This is a genomic window from Amycolatopsis sp. TNS106, from assembly GCF_019330265.1.
GTDB classification, from domain to species: Bacteria; Actinomycetota; Actinomycetes; order Mycobacteriales; family Pseudonocardiaceae; genus Amycolatopsis; species Amycolatopsis lurida.
The window spans coordinates 372,189-391,038 of record NZ_CP024972.1; the positions used below are offsets into that span (position 1 = coordinate 372,189).

The 18,850-nt window shown below is 70.1% G+C and carries 20 protein-coding genes; 10 read left to right on the plus strand and 10 right to left on the minus strand.

Translation table 11 applies throughout. From position 1 onward, the window contains the following. The 4 genes from CVV72_RS01830 to CVV72_RS01845 all read left to right on the plus strand — a co-directional run bounded on the left by CVV72_RS01830 (nucleotide 1) and on the right by CVV72_RS01845 (nucleotide 4,226). Nucleotides 1-312, plus strand: a complete 312-nt coding sequence (locus tag CVV72_RS01830) for a hypothetical protein (RefSeq protein ID WP_192741439.1) — start codon at nucleotides 1-3, stop codon at nucleotides 310-312. Beyond that, nucleotides 312-3,266, plus strand: a complete 2,955-nt coding sequence (locus CVV72_RS01835) for a WXG100 family type VII secretion target (RefSeq protein WP_219150739.1) — start codon at nucleotides 312-314, stop codon at nucleotides 3,264-3,266. Before CVV72_RS01830 ends, CVV72_RS01835 begins: the two co-directional genes overlap by 1 nt. 20 nt (nucleotides 3,267-3,286) lie before the next feature. Beyond that, complete coding sequence (locus tag CVV72_RS01840; protein ID WP_219150740.1) at nucleotides 3,287-3,685, plus strand: hypothetical protein; 399 nt, start codon at nucleotides 3,287-3,289, stop codon at nucleotides 3,683-3,685. Nucleotides 3,686-3,770: 85 nt separating this feature from the next. After that, complete coding sequence (locus tag CVV72_RS01845; protein ID WP_219150741.1) at nucleotides 3,771-4,226, plus strand: SRPBCC family protein; 456 nt, start codon at nucleotides 3,771-3,773, stop codon at nucleotides 4,224-4,226. Here CVV72_RS01845 and CVV72_RS01850 read toward each other — a convergent pair. Genes CVV72_RS01850 through CVV72_RS01860 form a run of 3 tightly spaced genes read right to left on the minus strand, consistent with a single transcriptional unit; the run spans nucleotide 4,211 to nucleotide 7,705 of the window. Beyond that, complete coding sequence (locus tag CVV72_RS01850) at nucleotides 4,211-5,269, minus strand: NAD-dependent epimerase/dehydratase family protein (protein WP_219150742.1); 1,059 nt, start codon at nucleotides 5,267-5,269, stop codon at nucleotides 4,211-4,213. The genes CVV72_RS01845 and CVV72_RS01850 overlap by 16 nt on opposite strands. Continuing rightward, entirely contained in the window at nucleotides 5,266-6,849 is a 1,584-nt protein-coding gene (locus CVV72_RS01855) for an NAD(P)/FAD-dependent oxidoreductase (RefSeq protein WP_219150743.1), read from the minus strand. The genes CVV72_RS01850 and CVV72_RS01855 overlap by 4 nt, the downstream gene beginning before the upstream one ends. Nucleotides 6,850-6,877: 28 nt before the next feature. Then, nucleotides 6,878-7,705: an arylamine N-acetyltransferase gene (locus tag CVV72_RS01860; RefSeq protein ID WP_219150744.1), complete on the minus strand. Its 828-nt coding sequence runs from the start codon at nucleotides 7,703-7,705 to the stop codon at nucleotides 6,878-6,880. Nucleotides 7,706-7,780: 75 nt separating this feature from the next. On the opposite strand from CVV72_RS01860, the gene CVV72_RS01865 reads away from it, so the two are divergent. Next, entirely contained in the window at nucleotides 7,781-8,368 is a 588-nt protein-coding gene (locus CVV72_RS01865; RefSeq protein WP_219150745.1) for a TetR/AcrR family transcriptional regulator, read from the plus strand. A gap of 10 nt (nucleotides 8,369-8,378) precedes the next feature. Here the strand turns inward: CVV72_RS01865 and CVV72_RS01870 are convergent, their stop codons facing one another. Together CVV72_RS01870 and CVV72_RS01875 are read right to left on the minus strand one after the other, a co-directional pair. Then, on the minus strand, nucleotides 8,379-9,440 hold the full coding sequence (locus CVV72_RS01870; RefSeq protein ID WP_219150746.1) for a hypothetical protein: 1,062 nt from the start codon (nucleotides 9,438-9,440) through the stop codon (nucleotides 8,379-8,381). Nucleotides 9,441-9,522: 82 nt separating this feature from the next. Further along, nucleotides 9,523-10,479 carry a zinc-binding dehydrogenase gene (locus tag CVV72_RS01875; protein WP_219150747.1) on the minus strand — a complete coding sequence of 319 codons (957 nt, stop codon included), beginning with the start codon at nucleotides 10,477-10,479 and terminating at the stop codon, nucleotides 9,523-9,525. Between the two features lie 78 nt (nucleotides 10,480-10,557). On the opposite strand from CVV72_RS01875, the gene CVV72_RS01880 reads away from it, so the two are divergent. Further along, on the plus strand, nucleotides 10,558-11,193 hold the full coding sequence (locus CVV72_RS01880) for a TetR/AcrR family transcriptional regulator (protein WP_219150748.1): 636 nt from the start codon (nucleotides 10,558-10,560) through the stop codon (nucleotides 11,191-11,193). A 1-nt stretch (nucleotide 11,194) separates the two neighbouring features. Here the strand turns inward: CVV72_RS01880 and CVV72_RS01885 are convergent, their stop codons facing one another. After that, entirely contained in the window at nucleotides 11,195-11,836 is a 642-nt protein-coding gene (locus tag CVV72_RS01885) for a TetR/AcrR family transcriptional regulator (RefSeq protein ID WP_219150749.1), read from the minus strand. A gap of 62 nt (nucleotides 11,837-11,898) precedes the next feature. On the opposite strand from CVV72_RS01885, the gene CVV72_RS01890 reads away from it, so the two are divergent. Continuing rightward, the gene (locus tag CVV72_RS01890; protein WP_219150750.1) at nucleotides 11,899-12,258 is read left to right on the plus strand and encodes a nitroreductase family deazaflavin-dependent oxidoreductase; all 360 of its coding nucleotides are present in this window, start codon (nucleotides 11,899-11,901) and stop codon (nucleotides 12,256-12,258) included. 133 nt (nucleotides 12,259-12,391) lie between these two features. After that, on the plus strand, nucleotides 12,392-13,546 hold the full coding sequence (locus CVV72_RS01895) for a serine hydrolase (protein ID WP_255632460.1): 1,155 nt from the start codon (nucleotides 12,392-12,394) through the stop codon (nucleotides 13,544-13,546). A 44-nt stretch (nucleotides 13,547-13,590) separates the two neighbouring features. Here CVV72_RS01895 and CVV72_RS01900 read toward each other — a convergent pair whose 3' ends face one another. Further along, nucleotides 13,591-14,505, minus strand: a complete 915-nt coding sequence (locus tag CVV72_RS01900) for a LysR family transcriptional regulator (RefSeq protein WP_219150751.1) — start codon at nucleotides 14,503-14,505, stop codon at nucleotides 13,591-13,593. 72 nt (nucleotides 14,506-14,577) lie between these two features. Between CVV72_RS01900 and CVV72_RS01905 the strand changes: the two genes are divergently transcribed. Next, on the plus strand, nucleotides 14,578-15,543 hold the full coding sequence (locus tag CVV72_RS01905) for a DMT family transporter (RefSeq protein ID WP_219150752.1): 966 nt from the start codon (nucleotides 14,578-14,580) through the stop codon (nucleotides 15,541-15,543). On the opposite strand, the gene CVV72_RS01910 is transcribed toward CVV72_RS01905, so the two are convergent. Beyond that, nucleotides 15,457-15,930, minus strand: coding sequence for a universal stress protein (locus CVV72_RS01910; protein WP_219150753.1), 474 nt, complete (start codon nucleotides 15,928-15,930; stop codon nucleotides 15,457-15,459). The genes CVV72_RS01905 and CVV72_RS01910 overlap by 87 nt on opposite strands. After that, nucleotides 15,927-17,492 carry an MDR family MFS transporter gene (locus tag CVV72_RS01915; protein ID WP_219150754.1) on the minus strand — a complete coding sequence of 522 codons (1,566 nt, stop codon included), beginning with the start codon at nucleotides 17,490-17,492 and terminating at the stop codon, nucleotides 15,927-15,929. Before CVV72_RS01915 ends, CVV72_RS01910 begins: the two co-directional genes overlap by 4 nt. Before the next feature lie 80 nt (nucleotides 17,493-17,572). On the opposite strand from CVV72_RS01915, the gene CVV72_RS01920 reads away from it, so the two are divergent. Then, nucleotides 17,573-18,154: a TetR/AcrR family transcriptional regulator gene (locus CVV72_RS01920; protein WP_219150755.1), complete on the plus strand. Its 582-nt coding sequence runs from the start codon at nucleotides 17,573-17,575 to the stop codon at nucleotides 18,152-18,154. Between the two features lie 21 nt (nucleotides 18,155-18,175). Here CVV72_RS01920 and CVV72_RS01925 read toward each other — a convergent pair whose 3' ends face one another. Next, entirely contained in the window at nucleotides 18,176-18,841 is a 666-nt protein-coding gene (locus tag CVV72_RS01925; RefSeq protein WP_219150756.1) for a response regulator transcription factor, read from the minus strand. Between the last annotated feature and the right edge of the window lie 9 nt (nucleotides 18,842-18,850).

Consider the following 18,850-nt stretch of genomic DNA (forward strand, 5'->3'; position numbering starts at 1 on the left):
ATGAGCGGGGGCTTCACCGCGGCGACCGATGCGCTTTCTTCGGCATCGAAGAACATCGGAAAGCTGACGGAACAGTTGCTCGAAGACAACCCGGATCTGTCGAGCACACCGGTGAACGCGGCGGGCTTCGGCCAGGCCCACGGCGACCACGCGAAGAAGTACACCGACGGCGTAGCGGCGTTGTGGGCGTCGGTCCAGGGGTACAGCACCACGCTCGGCTCGTTCGGCACGAACCTCGGTACCGCCGCCACGTCCTACGGCACCAACGAGGACGAGCAGAAGAACAAGATCACCGAGACGGGGATGCGCTAGTGGCCACCGAAACCACCTGGACCGACGTCAAAGCCGTCCTCGACGACCCGGCCGTTCCCGCCGAGAAGAAGACCCAGCTCATCGGCTCGTGGATGCGGGCACATCCGGCGCCCCCGCCGTGGACGGCGGACCAGGAACCGGAGGACATCAAGCAGAAGCGCAAGGAAGCCGAAAAGTACGTGGCTTCCTACAACGCCTATCCGTTCCTGCCCTACGACGAGGACGTCGACAAGGTCTTCAAGGACGCGAAGGGCGCCGGCGATCAGGCCAGCTTCAACCGGAAGGCGGAGAAGAAGGCCGTCGACGAGGGCAACAAGAAACTCGACGGTACCAAGGAACCCACCGCCGAGGGTGCCGGGACCAAGACGTCGGACGAGATCTTCGACGCCGCCGCGCCCGCTCTCAAGGTCTTCGAAACCTTCGGCTCGCTGCTGGCGAAGGTCCCGGAGGACTGCCGTGGAACCTCTCGCGCGCTCGATTTCGAGAAGGACATCAAGAAGCCGTTCGACGAGCAGCGCGGGATCAGTTTCAAGAACTTCGTCGACGACGCCGCCCACTTCAAGACCGGTTCGAAGACCGTGCAGAAGGCCATCGACGACACCGGTTCCCAGCTGAACACGCTTTACGGGACCTGGACCGGGAAGGCCGCGGACGCCTCGTCGGAGAACTACAACGAGAAGATCCTCCCCAAGGCCAAGAAGCTCTCCGAGACGCTGAACAACGCGAGCGAAGCGACACTGCACACCACCGCGACGGTGTTCAAACTGTGCAAGGGCAAGGCCGACACGGTCATCGACCTCTACAAGGAGATCGTCGGCAAGGCGGACTTCGCGATGGCGCAGAAAGTCATCGCCATCGCCGCGGGGGAGAAGAGCGGAAAGGAGGACCTCGGCGCGATCGCGGGCTGGATGGACGTCAACTTCGGCTCCAACCTGGTCCAGCAGCTGAACAACGACGGCTGCTGCGACGACGACGAGTTCAAGAAGGCGGGGCAGAACCTCGCCAAGCAGTGGATCCAGAACCAGTTCATCCCCGAGATGTGGACCATCATCTACGAGGGATTCGCCAAGTCCTGCAAGGAAACCAAGGATTTCGTCAACCAGGCCTACGACGAGCTCGACAAGGTCATGGGCAAGGTCAAGAACGAGTTCGAAGGCGCTGGTGACAAGGGCGGGGCGGGAGGAGCCGGCGGCACCGGCGGCGGACCCGGCGGCAAGGGCCCGGACTTCACGGGCGGCCAGGGTGGTGGCCCCGGCGGTGGACCGGGTGGTTCGGGAACCGGCGGTGGACCGGGTGGCGGTGGTCCCGAGGGCGGCACCGGCGGCGGACCGGGTGGTTCGGGCAAGGGCCCCGACTTCACCGGCGGCACCGGTGGTGGACCGGGCGGCGGCGGTCCCGAGGGCGGCTCCGGTGGCGGTCCCGGCGCGGGTGGTTCCGGTCCGGGCGGAAGCGGTACCGGTCCCACGGGCGACGTCAAACCCCCGCCGGTCCCGGACGTGAAGATTCCCGAGAGCGGCTCCGGAACGCCGGGTGGCCCCGGTGGCGGTCTCGGCGGTGGGCCGGACGCGAACAAGGATCAGACGTCGCCCTCGAGTTCGACCCCACCGCCGTCGAACGGCGACGAGCAGAAGGCCGCGGCCGAAGAGGCGAAGAAACAGGCCGCCGCGGCGGCGGAGAACGCGAAGAAGCAGGCTTCCGAGGCGCTGGGCAAGCTGGGCGACGGTCCGACCGGGACCGACCTCGGCGGTTCCGGTGGCTCCGGGCCGGGCGGTTCGGGCCCCGGAGGCGGTCCCGGTGGCGGCGGCAACACGGACGCCGCGGCCGAAGCCAAGGCGGCGGCGGAGAAGGCGGGCGAAGAAGCGAAGAAGCAGGCTTCCGACGCGCTGAACAAGCTCGGCGACGCCCCCGGCGGTATGGGCGACGCCAATGCCGAGGACGGCGACTCGAAGGACGGCGAGAAGGCCGCGGACGAGGCGAAGAAGAAGGCGTCGGACGCTTTGGACAAGCTCGGCGACGAGCTGTCCGGCGACGACAAGCTGGCCGGTGACAAACCGGCCGGTGACAAACCCGGTGAGGACGGCGACAAGGCCGAGGACGGCGAACGCGAGACCCTCAAGGTCAAGCAGGGCGACACGACCTTCGAGATGACCGAGCCGGACAAAGACGGTGAGATGGAGATCAAGGTCGGGGACGGTTCCGGGCCCGCCAAGGACTTCAAGCTCGACTGGACCGGTGAGGGCGACGACTCCAAGCTGGGCTCCACGCCCGGTTCGGACGACGGCAAGCCGGACAAGGACGGTGTCCATCGTCCCGGGCCGGACGGCAAGATCCACATCCAGGACGGTGATGTCAAGATCACCGCCGAACGTCCCGACGGTCCGTCCGGGCCCACGGTCGTCACCGTCGACGACGGCACCGGCAAGCCGACCACGTACACCCTCGGCGAGGACAAGCCCTCCTCGGACAAGGCGTCGCACCCCGCGACGCCCGTCACCGGGACGGCGCAGCCCGATGCCGAGCCGGTGTTCACCCCGCACCACGGTGGCGGCGGAACCGTCCCGGACGGGATCGGCGGCGGCGGTGGCGGATTCGGTGGCGGTGGTGGTGCCTCGGCGCCGTCGATGCCCTTCGAAACCGCGAGCCCCGCGACAGGCCAGTCGCTCAGCGAAGGCGTGCACACCGGCGGCGGCGGGACACCTCCGCCGCAGCCCGTGGCTTCGGGCGCCCCGTCCGTCCCGATGGGCAGCCCGTCGGGGCAGTCGTTCGGCGGTGGTGCGATGCCGCCGATGGGCATGGGTGCCGGCGGAGGCGGCGGCCAGGGTGGCGACCAGGAACGGACCAACCGCGCGTACCGGATCGAGGGCGAGGTGTTCGACCAGATCAACGAACCCACCGGCCGGATCACCGGTTCGCTGCTGGACGATGAGGATCAGTCGGTCACCCGCAAGCGGTGAGCCGGGGCAGGGGAGAACAGATGAGCGCCGATGACACCGCCGCCATGAAGGCGACCCTGGACGGTCTGGTCCGCGAGCAGTCGGAGCGCCGGGCGCTGCGGGACGAGCGCGCCGACGAGATCAAGGCGAGCTCGCAGGAGTTCATGACCAAGCAGGTCCAGACCGCTCAGCGTTACGTCGAGCACCGGCGGGAACTGGGGCAGCGCAAGACGAAGTCCGGTTGGAGCACCGACCGGTCGCACGCGCAGCCTGGGGCGGCGTCGCCGTTCGAAGACGTCCCCGTGGACATGGCGGCTCCGTTCGCTTCGGAGCCGCCTGCCCGGATGGGGCGGGACACTCCCCGGCGCGCTCCCCGCGCACGCCCGGCACCGGCGGACGACGAGGACGACGCGTTCCTCAACAACCGCTGGCGCGACTGAACCCGCCGTCAGCCGGGCGGCAGGGTTTGCCCTTGCCGCCGCGGGGTATCCGGCTCGGGTCAGGCGAGCCGGAGGGCGTGGGTTCATGGTCGACGTGAAGATGACGGTAGACACTTCTCCCGAGCGCGTGTTCGAGGTGCTCGCCGATGGCTGGACCTACGCGGCCTGGGTCGTGGGAGCCTCCCACATCCGTGACGTCGACCAGGGCTGGCCCGCACGGGGGACGCGGATCCACCACTGCGTCGGCTCCTGGCCTCTTCTGCTCGACGACGTCACCAAGGTGCACGTCGCCGACCCGCCGAGGCTCCTCGAACTCGAGGCGCGGGCCTGGCCGTTCGGCACCGCGCGGATCCGCTTGGAACTGCGGGAAACCGCGACGGCGACCACGGAGATCCTGATGTCCGAGCACGCGACCCGCGGGCCGGGCCGTCTGCTCCCGGAAGCCGCCCAGGCGCTCTTCCTGGTGCCGCGGAACCGGGAATCCCTGCGACGTCTCGCGGATCTCGCCAAGGGCCGCGAAGCCGCTCAACCGGCGGACTGATCCTGGTGGCTCGGCCGTCCGAGCCGGATCCGGTCGCGAGGCGGGTCGAGGGGGCCGCTGTCACCCCGTCGCCCGGCACGGATGGCGGCGAGGAGCTCCCTGATCGTGGTCGCCGCGTCGTGCCGGGGCACCCAGCCGAGTTCCTCCCGTGCGCGCCGGGTGTCCACAAGGGACGCCCGGTCGGCGAGCCGCAGCCAGGACGGATGCAGTGGCTGGAGGCCGAGCCGCCAGCTCGGCCAGGCCAGCCCGGTCAGCAGCCTCAGCGGCACGGGAATCCGGAACCCGCCCGCCAGCGCGGCGAGGTCGCGGCTGCCGAGCACGGGCTCGCCCGCGAGGTTGAACGCGCCGGTCGCACGGCGGTCGAGGATCGCTCGGATCGCCTGCGCCACATCATCGGAGTGCACCACCTGCATCCGCAGCCCCGGCCACAACGGCACCGGGAGCCATTTGTCGCCGAGCGGTAAAGGCGGCGCCAGGGGGCTGAGGAGCCACCCGGAGAACTCGGCCGCGGCGTCCGGTTGCACGACCCCGCACGGACGGATCCGCGCCACTCCGATCTCCGGGTGGTCACGGCAGAATTCGTCCAATCGGGACTCGAAGGCCGCTTTTCCCGCGCTGTAGGCGCTTTCGGCGAGCCCGCCGCACGGCCACTCCTCATCCACCTCGTCCCAGCGGCCGGCCGGGGTGTACGCGGCGACCGACGACGCGCACACGATGTGGTGCACCCCGGCGTCGACGGCCGCGCGCAGGACGTTCGCGCTGCCCGCCATGTTGGTCCGGAGCATCGCCGGATCGTCCGCGCGCGGATGGATCGCCCAGGCCAGATGCACCACGGCGCCCGCGCCGTCGAAGATCTCGGTCAGCCGCGGCCAGGCGTCGTTCGCGCCGATGTCCTGCTGGACCCAGCGAGCCGTCGAGTAGGGCGCGGCCGTCGTGTCGGGGCGGCGGCGCGCCACTCCGACCACGTCGTGCCCGGCTCCGGCCAGTGCCCGGAGCAAGGCGGTGCCGACGTTGCCGCTCGCGCCGGTGACGACGATCTTCATCGGTAGACGGCGCGGTGCGCGGCACGCATCGTCGCGCGGTAGAAGGAACCGGCCCAGCCGTCGCGGGCGAGGGCCGCCCTGGCGGCGTTCGACCCGGGCGCGCCGTGCACCGCGCCACCGGGATGCGCCGACGCCGATGCCAGGAAGAGCCGGTCGATCGGGGTGTCGGCCCGGCCGAGACCGGGAACGGGCCGGAAGAAGAGTTGTTGCTGGATGGCCGCGGTCCCGGCGTTGATCGAACCTTCCACGAGACTGTGGTTCCCTTCCTCCAGTTCGGCGGGCCCGGCGACCGCACGACCCGCGATCAGGCCGCGGAAACCGGGTGCGTGCTTCTCGATGACCTCTTCCATCCGGTCCGCGTGGCGGCGCAACCGGGAGGCGCTCCACGGCTCGCCCCTCGGCACATGCGTGTAGGCCCAGGCCGACTCGGTCCCGGCGGGGGAGCGGCTCGGGTCGGCGGTGGTCATCTGCCCGAGCAGCAGGAACGGCTCGTCGGGCACCCGTCCGCAGGCGAGGTCGTTGGCGATCCCGGCGAGGCCGTCGAGGTCCGCTCCGATGTGGACGGTCCCAGCCTCGCCGACTTCGGCGGCGGTCCACGGGATGGGCGCGGACAGCGCCCAGTCCACCTTGATCGTGGCGTCGTCCCAGACGAACCGGTCCAGATCGGACACCAGCCGCGCGGGAAGGTGCCCGGCGCCGACCAGATCCCGGTAGAGCACCGGGGCGGGGACGTCGGCGAGCACTGCCCGGCGGGCACGCACCCGTCGTCCATCCGCGTCCCGGACGCCTATCGCCCGGCCGCCCGAGAGCGTCACTTCGGTGACCGGCGTGCCGCAGACGACCTCCCCGCCCTTGGCGGACAGGCGGTTCACCAGCGCGTCGGTCAGACGGCCCGCCCCGCCTTCCGGCACCGGGAATCCGACGTCCTGGCCGAGCATGGTCAGCAGCCAGCCGAAGACGCCGCTCCCGGCCTGGTCCGGGCCGAGGTCGGTGTGCATGGCGTTGCCCGCGAGCAGCAGCCGGGCGCCCTCGCCGCCGAACTTCTCCTTGCCGAGGCCGCGGGCGGTCAAGGTCAGCATCCTCGCCAGCCGGAGCGACTCCGCCGTGCCGAGTGTCTTGACCAGCCGCGCCCCCGGGCGCACCGGCGGGAACGGACGCACGATCGCGTCGAGCAGCGGTTCGCGCAGACGTCGCCAGTTCGCGTATTCCTCCCGCAGCTTGTCCGCGTCCCGTTCATCGAACTCCGCCACGGAACGGGCCGTGCGGTCGAGGTCGCGGGACTGCAGGACGTACCGGTCGTCGGGCAGCACATGCGCCAGCACCGCCGGGGCGTGCCGCCACCGCAGGCCGTGGTCCTCGAGACCCAGCCCGGCCAGCACCGGCGACGCCGCACCGAGCGGGTAGAAAGCGCTGTAGACGTCGTTGCGGAAGCCCGGAGCGGTGAGTTCCTCGGTCCGTACCGCACCGCCGGGATGGGCAGTGGCCTCGACGACCAGTGTCTCCCAGCCGGCGTCGGCCAGGAGATTGGCCGCGACCAGGCCGTTCGGTCCCGATCCGATCACCACGGCGTCGACTTCCATGGTCAGGGCATACCCCGGAGAGGCGGGTTCAACCCCTGTCGATCGACCTCGCCTGGACGGACAGCCAGGCTTCGTGCTGATCTTCGGTCTTGGCCCAGAGGGCCGCCAGTTCGTCGGCGCCGAAGTCCTCCACCGGGATACGGAACTCTCGCAGCGTCTCCGCGAACTCGTCGAGAGAGGACAAGGTGTGGCGCTCGCCGTCGCCGCGTTTGAGCGTGCGTGCGCGAAGAGCCAGCTCACGGCCGTCACGGTGATGTTGCGCCACGAGCACCCTGGCGAACGGGGAGTCCGGCGACCTGATCTCGTCCCGTTCGGCGAATTCGGTGGCCTCGCGGGGCGCGGTGCGGAAGTCGCAGGATTCGACCGTGCCGCCGGGATGGTGATGCATCCGCCAGGTCTCACCGTCGAGGCGTTCGATCCGGAACGGCAGTTCTCCTTGCCGATACGTGCCGTCCCGCACCGGAAGCGGCTCGAGGAACGCGTCACCGATGCCGGTGTCGGCGAGCCAGGTCTCTCCGTCGACATGGACCAGGAGGGCGATGTGGTTGCCCCATTGGCCCTCGCCGCGGGTCGAGCGCAGGACGGCGGCTTCCACGACTGTCACGTCGAATCCGGCCGCCCTCAGCAGCAGGGCGAGCGCGCCGTTCATCTCGTAGCAGAGCCCGCCCCGGCGACGGCGCGTGAACTTGTCGGTCAACGCTTCCGGGTCGAGCAGGAGCGTCCTGCCGAGCTGGAGGTCGAGATTCTCGTAGGGGACTCGTAGCCGCCACGTCCGGTGCAGGTTCCGGAGCGTGGCCAGATCCGGCCGGATGGGCTCGCGGTACTCCAGCCGGTCGAGGAACGCGTCGAGGGTCATGCGGATCTCCTTGGGTGGATGGACTCTAAAATTAGAGTAACTCTAATTTTGACGTCGATCCAGTATGCTGAGGGCATGACCGAACCGGCGGGTTTGCGGGAACGGAAGAAATGGCGCACCCGGAAGGTGTTGATCGAGACGGCCTACCGGCTCTTCGAACGGCAGGGCTACGACCGGACGACCACCGCGGAGATCGCCGCGGCCGCCGAGGTGTCCACCGCGACCTTTTTCAACCACTTCGCCACGAAGGAAGACCTTCTCCTCACTGGCGACGGTGAGCAGATCCTGCGCGCGGGGCTGGACGTGCTCGCCGCGCGCGAGGAGGGCGAGACACCGGCCGGGCTTCTCCGGCGCGCGCTGCTCGGGATGCTCGCCGAAGCCGGAGCGGGGCTCCGCGATCCGGGTGCCGAGCCCGAGCGGATCCGGCTGCACCTGATCACGTCGGTGCCGTCGGTGCGCGCGACGATGCTGCAGCGTGCCTTCGACGCTCAGGAGCGGCTTTCGGCCGCGCTGTGCCGAGCCTGCGAGATCGACGAGGTCGACGCCGCGGTGCTGGTCGGAGCCGTCACCGGGGCGGTTTTCGCCGCCGGGCGAACGGCCCTCCGTCTCGGGACTCCGCTCGACGAGGCGATGCGACGGGCGATCGACCTCGCGACGGCTTGACCGGGCGGCTTCACGAACGGTGCCAGGCGATCCCGTGGTAAGCGGAGCTGTCCGCCGCGAAGCCGGAGCCGATGATGACGGTGCCGATCGCGTTGATGTGCTGGGCCACGGTCGCCGTGATACCGGGAGGCGACGGGAGCGGGACGGGTGTCGCGTCCGCGTCCCAGCGCACCGGCCGCACCGTGCCCGGACTCACGGACTCGCCGACGACGGTCCCGGCTTCGTCGATGTCGTAACACGTGCTGGCGACATCCGAAGGCAGGGGCCGGAGCACGGTGGGCCGTCCGTCGCGATCCCAGCGCGCGCCGATACCGTGCCGGTCCGCGGTCATGCCCCAGCCGATCGCGAAACCTCCTCCGGTGATCCGGACGACCTGCCCCGCGGAGAACTCCGGTTCCCCGGTCAGCAGGGCGGTGCCTCCGTCGCGGTTCCACACGACCCCGTCCCCGAGAATGGCGCCGGAGTCGGTGATCCCGCACGCCGTCGCGCGACGGGGCGGGGGCAGTGTGCTGATCCTCCCCGAGGACGTCCAGCGCACGGCAGTGCGGACCCCCGTGCCCGTCCTGGCCGATCCGACGACCTCGTCCAGCCCGTTCAGGTCCTGCCCCTGGGTCTCGCCGTCCCCCGGCAGGGTGGCGAGTTCGACGGTCTCGCCGCCGGGTTCCCAGCGCAGCGCCCGCCAGCGGTAGCCCGGCCACATCGCGTTCCCCAGCACCGACCCGCGGGCGTTCACCCGGCACGCCGTGCCGGAGATCGCCCCGTCGGGGAGTTCGAGCGCGCGTACCCGGCCGTCGGACCGCCAGCACACGGGCCGGAGATGCTCTCCGGCGAGGAGCGAACCCGCGATGACCCCCTCGGCGTTGACGCTGACCGCGCGTCCGCCGGAAAAGCCGTCGAGGATCGGCAACGGCGTGGGATGCCCATCGCGGTCCCAGCGCACCGGCCGCGACCCCGACTCCCCCACGATCACCCCGGCGTCGTTCACGCAGTAGGCACCGGTGCCCTCGTCTCCGGAGAGCGGCCGCAGGCCGACCGCCGTGAAGCCGGGTCCCTCGGGTATCGGATCGGGCACGAGTGGGCAGCCTAGTGCGACGGCGCACGCGATGGGGAAACTTACACTGACCGGGTGACGCCGCACTCCACAATGGACCGGTCTACGGGGTGAGCACGATCCTGCCGAACACTTCGCCGTCGTCCATCTTCCGGTGCGCCAGAACGGCTTTCTCCAGCGGCAGCAGTTCGTGTACCACCGGGCGCAGTTCACCGCGCGCCGCCGCGCCGAAGTGGTCCGCGCTCACCGCGCGCCGATCCGGCTCGGGGATCGAGTCCGCGCTGAAGGCCGCGAACGACAGGGACTTCCGGAAGGCCGCCATCAGCTTCGCGCCGAAGTCCGCCGGGGGCATGCCCGCGACCACGCCGACGGCGACCATGCGGCCGTTCGGCTTCAACCGGTCGAAGAAGGACGGCATGTCCACACCGGACACGATGTCGATGATGACGTCGTGGCCCGCCGGCCCGTCCCCCTCCCCGGAGCGGTCGAGGACGTGGGTCGCCCCCAGCTCGCGCAGGCGGTCGCCGCGTTCGGCCGAGGACGTCGTGACCGCCACGGCGCCCGCGCCACCGCGCGCCGCGAGCTGCACCGCCATGATCCCGATGCTGCCCGCCGCGCCGCGCACCAGGACGGATTCGCCCGCCCGGAAAGGGGCGTGGGCGAGAGCGAAGTGCGCCACCATGCCGGAAGTCCCGACGGCCACCGCGTCGGTGGCGGGCAGGTTTTCGGGAAGGGGAACGATTTTCTCCGCCGCGACGGCCGCCTGTTCCACGTAGCCGCCGCCCTCGCCGGTGACCGCCCAGACGCGCCGCCCCGCCCAAGCCGGATCGACGCCGCCGCCGACCGCAGTGACGGTACCGGCCACCTCGTTGCCGGGGATGAATCCTTCGCGGAAGCCGAATCCGGCGAGTGCGCCGCTGCGGATCACGGTGTCGACGCCGCCGACACCGATCGCTTCCACGTCGATCAGCATTTCTCCCCCGGCGGGAACGGGGGAGGGGACGTCGATCACGGCGAGGCCCTCGGGGGCGCCGAACGTCCGGATCTCGACTGCGCGCATTTTCGTCTCCTGGTCGTCGATCACTGGTCCGGCGGACGTTAACGGACGCCCCCGTCCGTTTTGGCTAAAGTGAGAGCGGTGACCGATCATTTGTCTCGGATCCCGCGCTCCGACGCCGTGGACAATCGCGAACGCATCCTCGAAGCGGCACGCGTGCTGTTCGCCACCGAGGGGCTGAACGTGCCGCTGCGGGAAGTCGCGCGCCGTGCCGAAGTCGGCCCAGCCACGCTGTACCGCCACTTCCCGACCAAGGAGATCCTGGCGACGGAGGCGTTCGCCGAGCAGATGCATACCTGTCACGCCGTCGTCGACGAGGGGCTCGCCGATCCGGATCCGTGGCGCGGCTTCTGTTCCGTGATCGAAAAGATCTGTGAGCTGCATTCGCGCGATCGCGGATTCACGGCGGCCTTCGTCTCGGCCTTTCCCAGGGCGGTGGACTTCACCGCGGATCGTGACTACGCGCTCAAGGCGATCGCCGAGCTGGCGGGCCGGGCCAAGGACACCGGGAAACTGTGCCCCGATTTCGTCCTCGACGACCTGATCCTCATGCTTATGGCCAACAACGGGATCCAGGCCGCTTCGGCGGCCGCGCAGGTGGCGGCGTCCCGGCGGTTCGCCGCGCTCGTGATCCAGGTCTTCCGGGCCGGGCCGGCGCGGGCGCCACTGCCGCCGGTGGCACGCCTGGCCCTCGTGATGCCGGGGGTGACCCTCTGAGTCACTTCCTGCGGGCTTCGAGCCCTTCCAGGATGAGGTCGAGGCCGTAGTCGAATTCCTTCGTGTGGTCGTAGCCCGGCCGCTGGGCGTGTTCGGTGATCACCTCGGCCAGATAAGGGAATTCGTCCCGCGGCAGGCCGTCGAGGATGTCGTCCGCGACCCCCGGGACGTCTTCACTCGGCGGGAGGTTCGACTCCTGCAACACGAATCCGCCGATGTAGCTGTCGATGAGCGAGACGGCGTGCACCGCCATCGGGAGCGTGAATCCCGCCCGTCGAAGGACGCCGAGGACGGCATCATGGTGGCGTAGCGTCGCCGGCCCTGGATTCCGGCGGGAGTCCATGAGGCCCAGCGCCCAGTTGTGCCGCGACAGGACCTCGCGTGCGGACGAAGCACGCGCGCGGACGGCGTCACGCCAATCGCCGGTTTCGGTGCCGGGCAGCTCGATCGCCGCGAACACCGCGTCGACGACGCCGTCGAGGATCGCGTCCTTGTTCGGCACGTGGTGGTACAGCGACATGGCCTCCACGCCCAGGTGCTGCGCGACCCGGCGCATCGTCATCGCTTCCACGCCACCGCGATCGGCGACTTCGATCGCGGCCTTCAGTACGCGGTCCCTGGTGAGTGATCGGCGAGGCGGCACATTGACAACCTTACATGCGTAAGTCAGCCTTACGCATGTAAGGCCATCGAGAGGAGAGTCCGATGCCGATGCCGAGATGGTGGGGCCACGTCAACAAGCGGGTGTTCAACCCCCGTGCGATCGCCGGCGGGAAGTACCCGGTGCTGATCCACGTCGGCCGCACCTCGGGAAAGACCCGCCACACGCCGCTCGACGCGCATCCCGTCGACGGCGGCTACCTGTTCGTCCCGGTTTACGGCCCGGAGGCGGACGGGGTGCGCAACATCATGACCGCGGGGAAAGCGCGGCTTCGGATCTACGGACGGGAAGTGGACCTCTCAGGCCCGCGGCTCGTGGGGGCGGACGAATTCCCCGATGGCGTGACCCGTCCGCCGAAACTCCTCCGTATCACCGAATTCCTCCGGATGGACGTGAAACCCTGAGCCGACCCTGCAACGGTGGCAGGTCCGCGCGGACGCGACACCTTCGACCTCTTTCCCAGTAGTACCGGAGAGGGAGGCGGCATCGTCCTTCAAGCCGATGCCCGATGCGCCGTTGCTTCGTAGTTTTGGCGGTATGAAACGAACTTCAGTGGTCATCGCCGCGGTGTGCGCGGCAACGCTCGCCTCCCCGGCCGTCGCCTCCGCGACGCCACAACTGCAACGGACACTGCAGCGCGACGCCGACACGCTCGTGGCGAACGGTTCGCCCGGCGTGCTCGTCGAGGTCACCACGGCCAGGGGCAGCGTCAAGGTGCGCAGCGGCCACGGCGATCTGCGGACCCGGACTCCGGTGCCGTGGGACGGGCATTTCCGGATCGCGAGTTTCAGCAAGACGTTCCTGTCCGCGACGATGCTCCAGCTCGTCGGGGAGGGACGCCTTTCCTTGGAGGACACGGTGGACCGGTGGCTGCCGGGGGTGGTGAGCGGGAACGGCAACGACGGCGGGGCCATCACCGTCCGGCAGCTGCTGCAGCACACCAGCGGGCTGCACGACTACATGGCGGAACTCGATCTCTTCACCGAGAAGGGCTTTCTGCGTCACCGGTTCGACCGGCTCAGCGCGTCCGAGGCGGTGAAGCTGGCGGTCGGCAAACCGCCGGCGTTCGAGCCAGGGAAGAGCTGGGGCTACTCCAACACCAACTACGTGCTCGCCGGGATGATCACCGAGAAGGTGACCGGCCGGGACTGGCGGCAGGAGATCATCGACCGGATCGTCCGTCCGCTGAACCTGCGCGAGACCACCCTGCCGCATACGTCGCCGTTCATCCCGGCCCCGCACGCGCGAGGGTACGACCGGTTCGTCGTCGAGGGCTCGAATCCGCCGCGGCTCGGGCGACGGGTGGACGTGACACTGATGAACCCGTCGATGGGCGGGGGAGCGGACGGATCGATCAACAGCACCACCGAGGACGGCAACAAGTTCCTTCGGGCGCTGCTGGGCGGCAAGGTGCTCCCGCCGTCGATGCTGGCCGAGATGAAGAAGACCGTGCCCGCTCCGGGGCTCGGCGCGTACGGCCTCGGCCTGGTGAAGTCGACCGTTTCCTGTGGTGACTACTGGGGCCACGGCGGCGCGCTGCCCGGCTACCTGACGGGCAACGGCGTGACCGAAGACGGCAAACGCAGCGTGATGGTTTCGCTGAACACGCTCACGCCGTTCCACCCCGGTGCCGAACCGCCCGCGGGCAACCCGCTGGACCCGGTGATCGACCACGCCCTCTGCGGCCGCTGACCCGCCTCGTGAGTGGTAAGGACGGTTCTAACCGTCCTTACCACTCACGAGCCCCAAGTACGCGCGGCCTCCACCAGTGCCGTGACGCATTCCGCGACAGCGGGCCGCGTTTCCCCCTGCGGCTGCACGGCGTAGAGCTGCCGATGCAGTACCGGTTCGAGCGGGGCGCACACCACGGTCGGCGGTGCGATCGTGGTGGCCATGCCGGGCACCAGCGTGACGGCGCCGAGCCCGGCGACGACGGCGAACTGGGTGCCGAATCCGCTGACCGTATGCCGCACGATCGGTTCGATCCCGCGTTCGCGCAGGGTCTGGCGGATCCAGGCGTTCGCCAGCGTCGGCCGGGCCCAGGCGACCCAGATCTCGTCCGCGAGGTCCCCGGCGCGCACCGAATCCGCGCCGGCCAGCGGATGCCCGGCCGGGAGCACGATCATCGCCGAGTCGTCGCGCAGTTCGGTCCAGCGGGTCGCGGGTGGCCGGGTGAGCGGCAGGTTCTCCCAGCTCTCGACGACCACGACGTCGAAGACCCCGTCGGCCAGCGCGGGAAGGGCGACTTCGGGTTCGACCTCGTGCAGCCGGGCCTCGATGCCGGGGTGGCGGACGGCGAGGCCGGTCAGCGCCGGCGCGATGAACGTGTGCACCCCGGAAGGGATGGCGCCGATCTCGACCACACCGGTCGTCTCCCCGGTGAGGGAGTCCAGGTCCGCGCGGGCGGCACGGAGTTCGGCGAGCACCCGGTCCGAGCGCTGCGCCAGCAGCAGCCCCGCCGGGGTGAGCCGCACGCCGCGCCCATGGCGGACGAGGAGCCCGGTGCCCGCTTCCCGCTCCAGTTTGGTCAGCTGCTGGGAGATCGCCGACGGCGTCACGTGCAGCAGTTCGGCGGCCGCGGCGAGCGATCCCCGCCGCCACACGGCGTGCAGCATCCGCAGCCGTTCCACATTGGACAGATCGCCACTCATTAGCCGAGCTTAACCCTCGCGGTAAGAGGATCTCGCTGGTCCTGTCCGCCGCCGTGCGATCGAATCGAAGGCATGCGGCACATCAGGTTCTTCATCGATCCGAGGGCGCAAGGAGTCCTCGGCGCCCTCGCGATCGCCCTGTCCGCCCCGCTGGTCGCCTTGTCCGGGGTCAGCTCGACGACGGCGACGTTCTTCCGCTGCCTGTTCGCTTTGCCGATCCTCGTGATCTTGGCGCGTACCCGGGAGCGGGGGCACCGTCCCACCCCGGCCGCGCGGCGACGGCACGTCCTGGCGGGCGTCCTCCTCGGCGTCGACATGGTGCTGTGGAGCGAGGCGATCCTCTCGGTCGGCGCGGGCGTCGCCACGGCGCTGGTCAACGTCCAGGTCGTCCTCGTGCCCCTGGCAGGCCTGCTGTGGTTCGGCGAGCGGCCGCCGCGATCGTTCTGGCTGTCCATCCCGGTGATGCTGGCGGGGACCGCGCTGGCCGGCGGGCTGGCGGACGGCGGTGCCGCGGGCAGCGATCCCTGGTACGGCACCGTGATGGCGGTGCTGGCGGGAGTCGCGTACGCCGGTTACCTGATCCTGTTGCGCCGCGCCGGAACCGACGGCGGTGGACGTACGACGATGCTCGCCACGGCGACCGCGGCGTCGGCGAGTGTGGGTGGCCTTTCGGGCCTGTTCGCCGGAAACCTCGACGCCACACCGCCGGCTTCGGCGTTGCTGTGGCTGTTCGTGCTGGCCGTGACCGGGCAGGTGCTCGGCTGGCTCCTGATCGGCAAGGCCCTGTCCGCCCTGCCCGCGAGCGGCGGGTCCGCCGTGCTGATGCTGCAACCCGCCGCCGCGATCCTGTTCGGTGCCGCCCTGCTCGGCCAGTGGCCGACCCCGCTGCAACTGGCGGGGTGCGCGCTCGTCGTCGCCGCGGTGGGCGCGGTCTCGTTCCTCGGCCGGTCGTCAGGGAACCACCAGCACCGGCCAGTGCCCGGTCCTGATGAGCTTGGTCGCGACCGACCCCGCGAACCGGTGACCGGCCTGCTGTGAGGCGCCGACCACGACGGTGTCGACCTTGCCGCGGTCGGCGGTCTCGCGGAGCACGGTGTACGGATCGCCGTAGGTCTTCAGGAAGCTGACCGGCACTTCCAGTTCTTCGGCGGCTTCGCGGATCTGCTCGCGGATCTCCGCGTAGAGCTGCACTGCCGTGTCGTGTTCCATCGTCGCCGCGACCGCGGGACCGAGCGCCGGACGGCAGACGAAGGCGACGATCAGCCTGCCGCCCTCGCGTCGTGCCATGCCGAAGGCGAAGGCGGCCGCCCGCATCGCCGTGTCGGAGCCGTCGACCCCGGCCAGGATGGCCCGCCCCGGGTGGTGCCGGGGCGGGCCGAAACGCTCCACAGTGGACTCGAAGGCTCCGGTGGCGTTCTCGTTCATCGCGCGACCGGGGCTTCCGACGGCGTTTCCACGTCGAGCGTGGTGCGCAGGGTGAGCGGCTTGAGCAGCAGCGCCGCGATCACGCCCACGACACCCACCGCCGCGGAGATCAGGAAGATGTGCGCGGTCGCGTCGCCGTACACGGTGTGCACGATCGTCTGGACCTCCGGCGGCAGCGCCTTGAGGTTGAGCGCGCTGACGCTGCCCGTCGACGCCTGGCCCGCCGGCACGTGCAGCGCGGTGGACAGGTCGGCGGTGACCCGGTTCGCGAGCACGGCGCCCAGCACCGAGACCCCGATGGTGCCGCCGAGTGACCGGAAGAACGTGACCGAGGCGCTGGCCGCGCCCAGATCCCGCAACGGCACGGTGTTCTGCACGGCGAGGACGAGGTTCTGCATCGTCATGCCGACACCGATGCCGACGATCGCCATCGCGACGCCGACCAGCCACAGCGGCGAGGCGTGGTCGACGGTGCCCAGCCCGAGGAACCCGATCACCAGGGTGATCGTGCCCGCCACGATGTACGGCTTCATCCGTCCGGTGCGGCTGATCAGGCGTCCGGACACGGTCGAGGAGACGAGCACGCCGCCCATCAGCGGAATGGTCAGCAGACCGGCTTCGGTGGGGGAGTAGCCGCGGCCGACCTGGAAGTACTGGCCGAGGAACACCGCGCCGCCGAACATCGCCATCCCGACCGCGAGGCTCGCGATGATCGCCAGCGCCGGGGTGCGCCGGGTGATGATGTGCAACGGGACGACCGGTTCACGGACCTTCCGCTCCACCAGCACGGCGAAGGCGAGGAGCACGACGCCGCCCGCCACCATCACGGCCGTCTGCCAGGACAGCCAGTCGAAGCTGTTGCCGACGAACGACACCCAGATCAGCAGGACACTCACGCCCGCCGCGATCAGGCCCGCGCCGAGGTAGTCCACCTGGACGCCTTCCCTGCGCACGGTCTCCAGCTTCAGTGTCCGCTGAAGCACGATGAACGCCGCCACCGCGATCGGCACGCCGACGAAGAAGCACCAGCGCCAGCCGAGCCACGGCACGTCCACGATCAGTCCGCCGAGCAGCGGGCCGCCGACGGTGGCGACCGCCATGACCGCGCCGAGGTAACCGTTGTAGCGGCCGCGTTCCCGTGGCGGGATGATCGCCGCGATCACGACCTGGACCAGCGCCTGGAGACCGCCGACACCGATGCCCTGGAACGCGCGGGCGGCGATCAGCTGCCCGGTGCTCTGGCTGAATCCGCTGATCACCGACCCGATCACGAAGATCACGATGGCGATCTGGACCAGCGTCTTCTTGTTGAACAGATCGGCGAGCTTGCCCCAGATCGGCGTGGTGGCCGTCGCCGCCAGCAGGGTGGCCGTGACCACCCACGTGTACTGCGTCTGCGAGCCGTTCAGCGAGCCGATGATCAACGGCAGGGCGGTCGACACGACCGTCGAGCTGATCATCGCCACGAGCAGCGCGAGCAGCAGACCGGACAGCGATTCGAGCACCTGTCGGTGCCCCATCGCCCCTGACGGTGCCTCCGCCGTCGTTCCCTCGGTCTTCATGGCGTCCTTTCGAGCGGCAATGTTGCTCATTGTGCAAACTTGCACAGTGAGAACTTTATTCCCCTCGCTACGCTGTCCTGGTGGACACCCTCGACACGCTGCGCTCCCGCAAGAAGGCGGCGACGCGGCAATCGCTGCACGAGGCCGCGCTCCGGCTGGCGATGGAGCACGGCCTGGACGGCGTGACCGTCGAGGACATCGCCGACGCGGTGGGCGTGTCCCGCCGGACGTTCTCGAACTACTTCGCGAACAAAGAGGACGCGATCCTGCACGCCGACCGTGAGCGCACCGGGCTGCTGGTGACGCTGGTCGAAAGCAGGCCGCCGGGCGAGAAGCCCTGGCAGGCGCTGCGGGCGGCGAGCCGGGAGCTGTACCGCGCGCACCCCGTCCCCGACCGCGAGTGGGTGGCGCAGTTACGGCTGCTGCGGCGGCATCCGTCGCTGCTCGCGCGGCAGGCGGGCGATCAGTTCGCCCTCGAACGCGACCTGATCGCGGTGCTGCTCGCCAGGGGGCACGGGCTCGATCAGGAGCTGGCCAGGCTTACCGCGGCGACCTTCCTGGCCACGTTGCGGACGGGGAACATCCTGTGGCTGGAAGGTCCGGAAGAGCAGCCGCTTCCAGAGTTGGTCGACCGGTTGCTCGGCCGCGTTCAGCTCCGGTGAGCGGGAAAGGGAGCCCTCCCGTCAGATCGAGCCGGTGCGCAACGCGAAGGCGACGGCGTGCGTGCGGTTGTGCAGGCCGTACCGCGACATCACCCGGTGGAGGACGTTCTTCACCGTGCTCTCCGAATAGGCGAGTTTGACCGCGATCTCTTCCGTGCCATGGCCGTCCGCCAGCAGGCGGAGGACTTCCCGTTCCCGGTCGGACAGGCCGGACAACGCGAGGCCGTTGGGTACCAGCAGGTCTTCCTGGATCCGTTCGAGCTGGGAGAGCAGGCTGCCCTGCAAACGTGGCGGCAGCGCGCCCGCACCCTGGCTGACCGCGAGGATCGTCCGCACCAGGTGCTCGCCGTCGAGGTCGCGCCGGGGCAGCAACGCGGCCATCCCGCATTCGATCGCCGTCATCAGCACCTGGGCCGGGAAATGGTCGGCGACGATCACGCATCTTGGTGGCGTGGCCAGGGTCGACGCGGCGCGGACCTGGCGCAGGAACGTGAAAACCCCGTCGCCGATCGAATCCCCGACCGTCACGACGACTTCGGCGGGTCCGAGGCCGGTGTCGGGCAGCACGTCCAGCCGGTCGTCGGCGCCGAGGATGCTCGTCGTGCCGAGCCCGGCCAGCAGGTCCGGGGCGTACACGGCGACTCTGACGCGATCGGTCCTCCTGCTGATCTTCTCCCCGTGAACCATGGCGAAGTC

Bases quoted from the DNA above. Each gene is read 5' to 3' on its own strand.
- CVV72_RS01830 (WP_192741439.1), top strand. From the start codon at position 1: ATGAGCGGGGGCTTCACCGCGGCGACCGATGCGCTTTCTTCGGCATCG.
- CVV72_RS01840 (WP_219150740.1), top strand. From the start codon at position 3,287: ATGAGCGCCGATGACACCGCCGCCATGAAGGCGACCCTGGACGGTCTG.
- CVV72_RS01845 (WP_219150741.1), top strand. From the start codon at position 3,771: ATGGTCGACGTGAAGATGACGGTAGACACTTCTCCCGAGCGCGTGTTC.
- CVV72_RS01850 (WP_219150742.1), bottom strand. From the start codon at position 5,269: ATGAAGATCGTCGTCACCGGCGCGAGCGGCAACGTCGGCACCGCCTTG.
- CVV72_RS01855 (WP_219150743.1), bottom strand. From the start codon at position 6,849: ATGGAAGTCGACGCCGTGGTGATCGGATCGGGACCGAACGGCCTGGTC.
- CVV72_RS01860 (WP_219150744.1), bottom strand. From the start codon at position 7,705: ATGACCCTCGACGCGTTCCTCGACCGGCTGGAGTACCGCGAGCCCATC.
- CVV72_RS01865 (WP_219150745.1), top strand. From the start codon at position 7,781: ATGACCGAACCGGCGGGTTTGCGGGAACGGAAGAAATGGCGCACCCGG.
- CVV72_RS01875 (WP_219150747.1), bottom strand. From the start codon at position 10,479: ATGCGCGCAGTCGAGATCCGGACGTTCGGCGCCCCCGAGGGCCTCGCC.
- CVV72_RS01890 (WP_219150750.1), top strand. From the start codon at position 11,899: ATGCCGATGCCGAGATGGTGGGGCCACGTCAACAAGCGGGTGTTCAAC.
- CVV72_RS01895 (WP_255632460.1), top strand. From the start codon at position 12,392: ATGAAACGAACTTCAGTGGTCATCGCCGCGGTGTGCGCGGCAACGCTC.
- CVV72_RS01900 (WP_219150751.1), bottom strand. From the start codon at position 14,505: ATGAGTGGCGATCTGTCCAATGTGGAACGGCTGCGGATGCTGCACGCC.
- CVV72_RS01905 (WP_219150752.1), top strand. From the start codon at position 14,578: ATGCGGCACATCAGGTTCTTCATCGATCCGAGGGCGCAAGGAGTCCTC.
- CVV72_RS01910 (WP_219150753.1), bottom strand. From the start codon at position 15,930: ATGAACGAGAACGCCACCGGAGCCTTCGAGTCCACTGTGGAGCGTTTC.
- CVV72_RS01915 (WP_219150754.1), bottom strand. From the start codon at position 17,492: ATGAAGACCGAGGGAACGACGGCGGAGGCACCGTCAGGGGCGATGGGG.
- CVV72_RS01925 (WP_219150756.1), bottom strand. From the start codon at position 18,841: ATGGTTCACGGGGAGAAGATCAGCAGGAGGACCGATCGCGTCAGAGTC.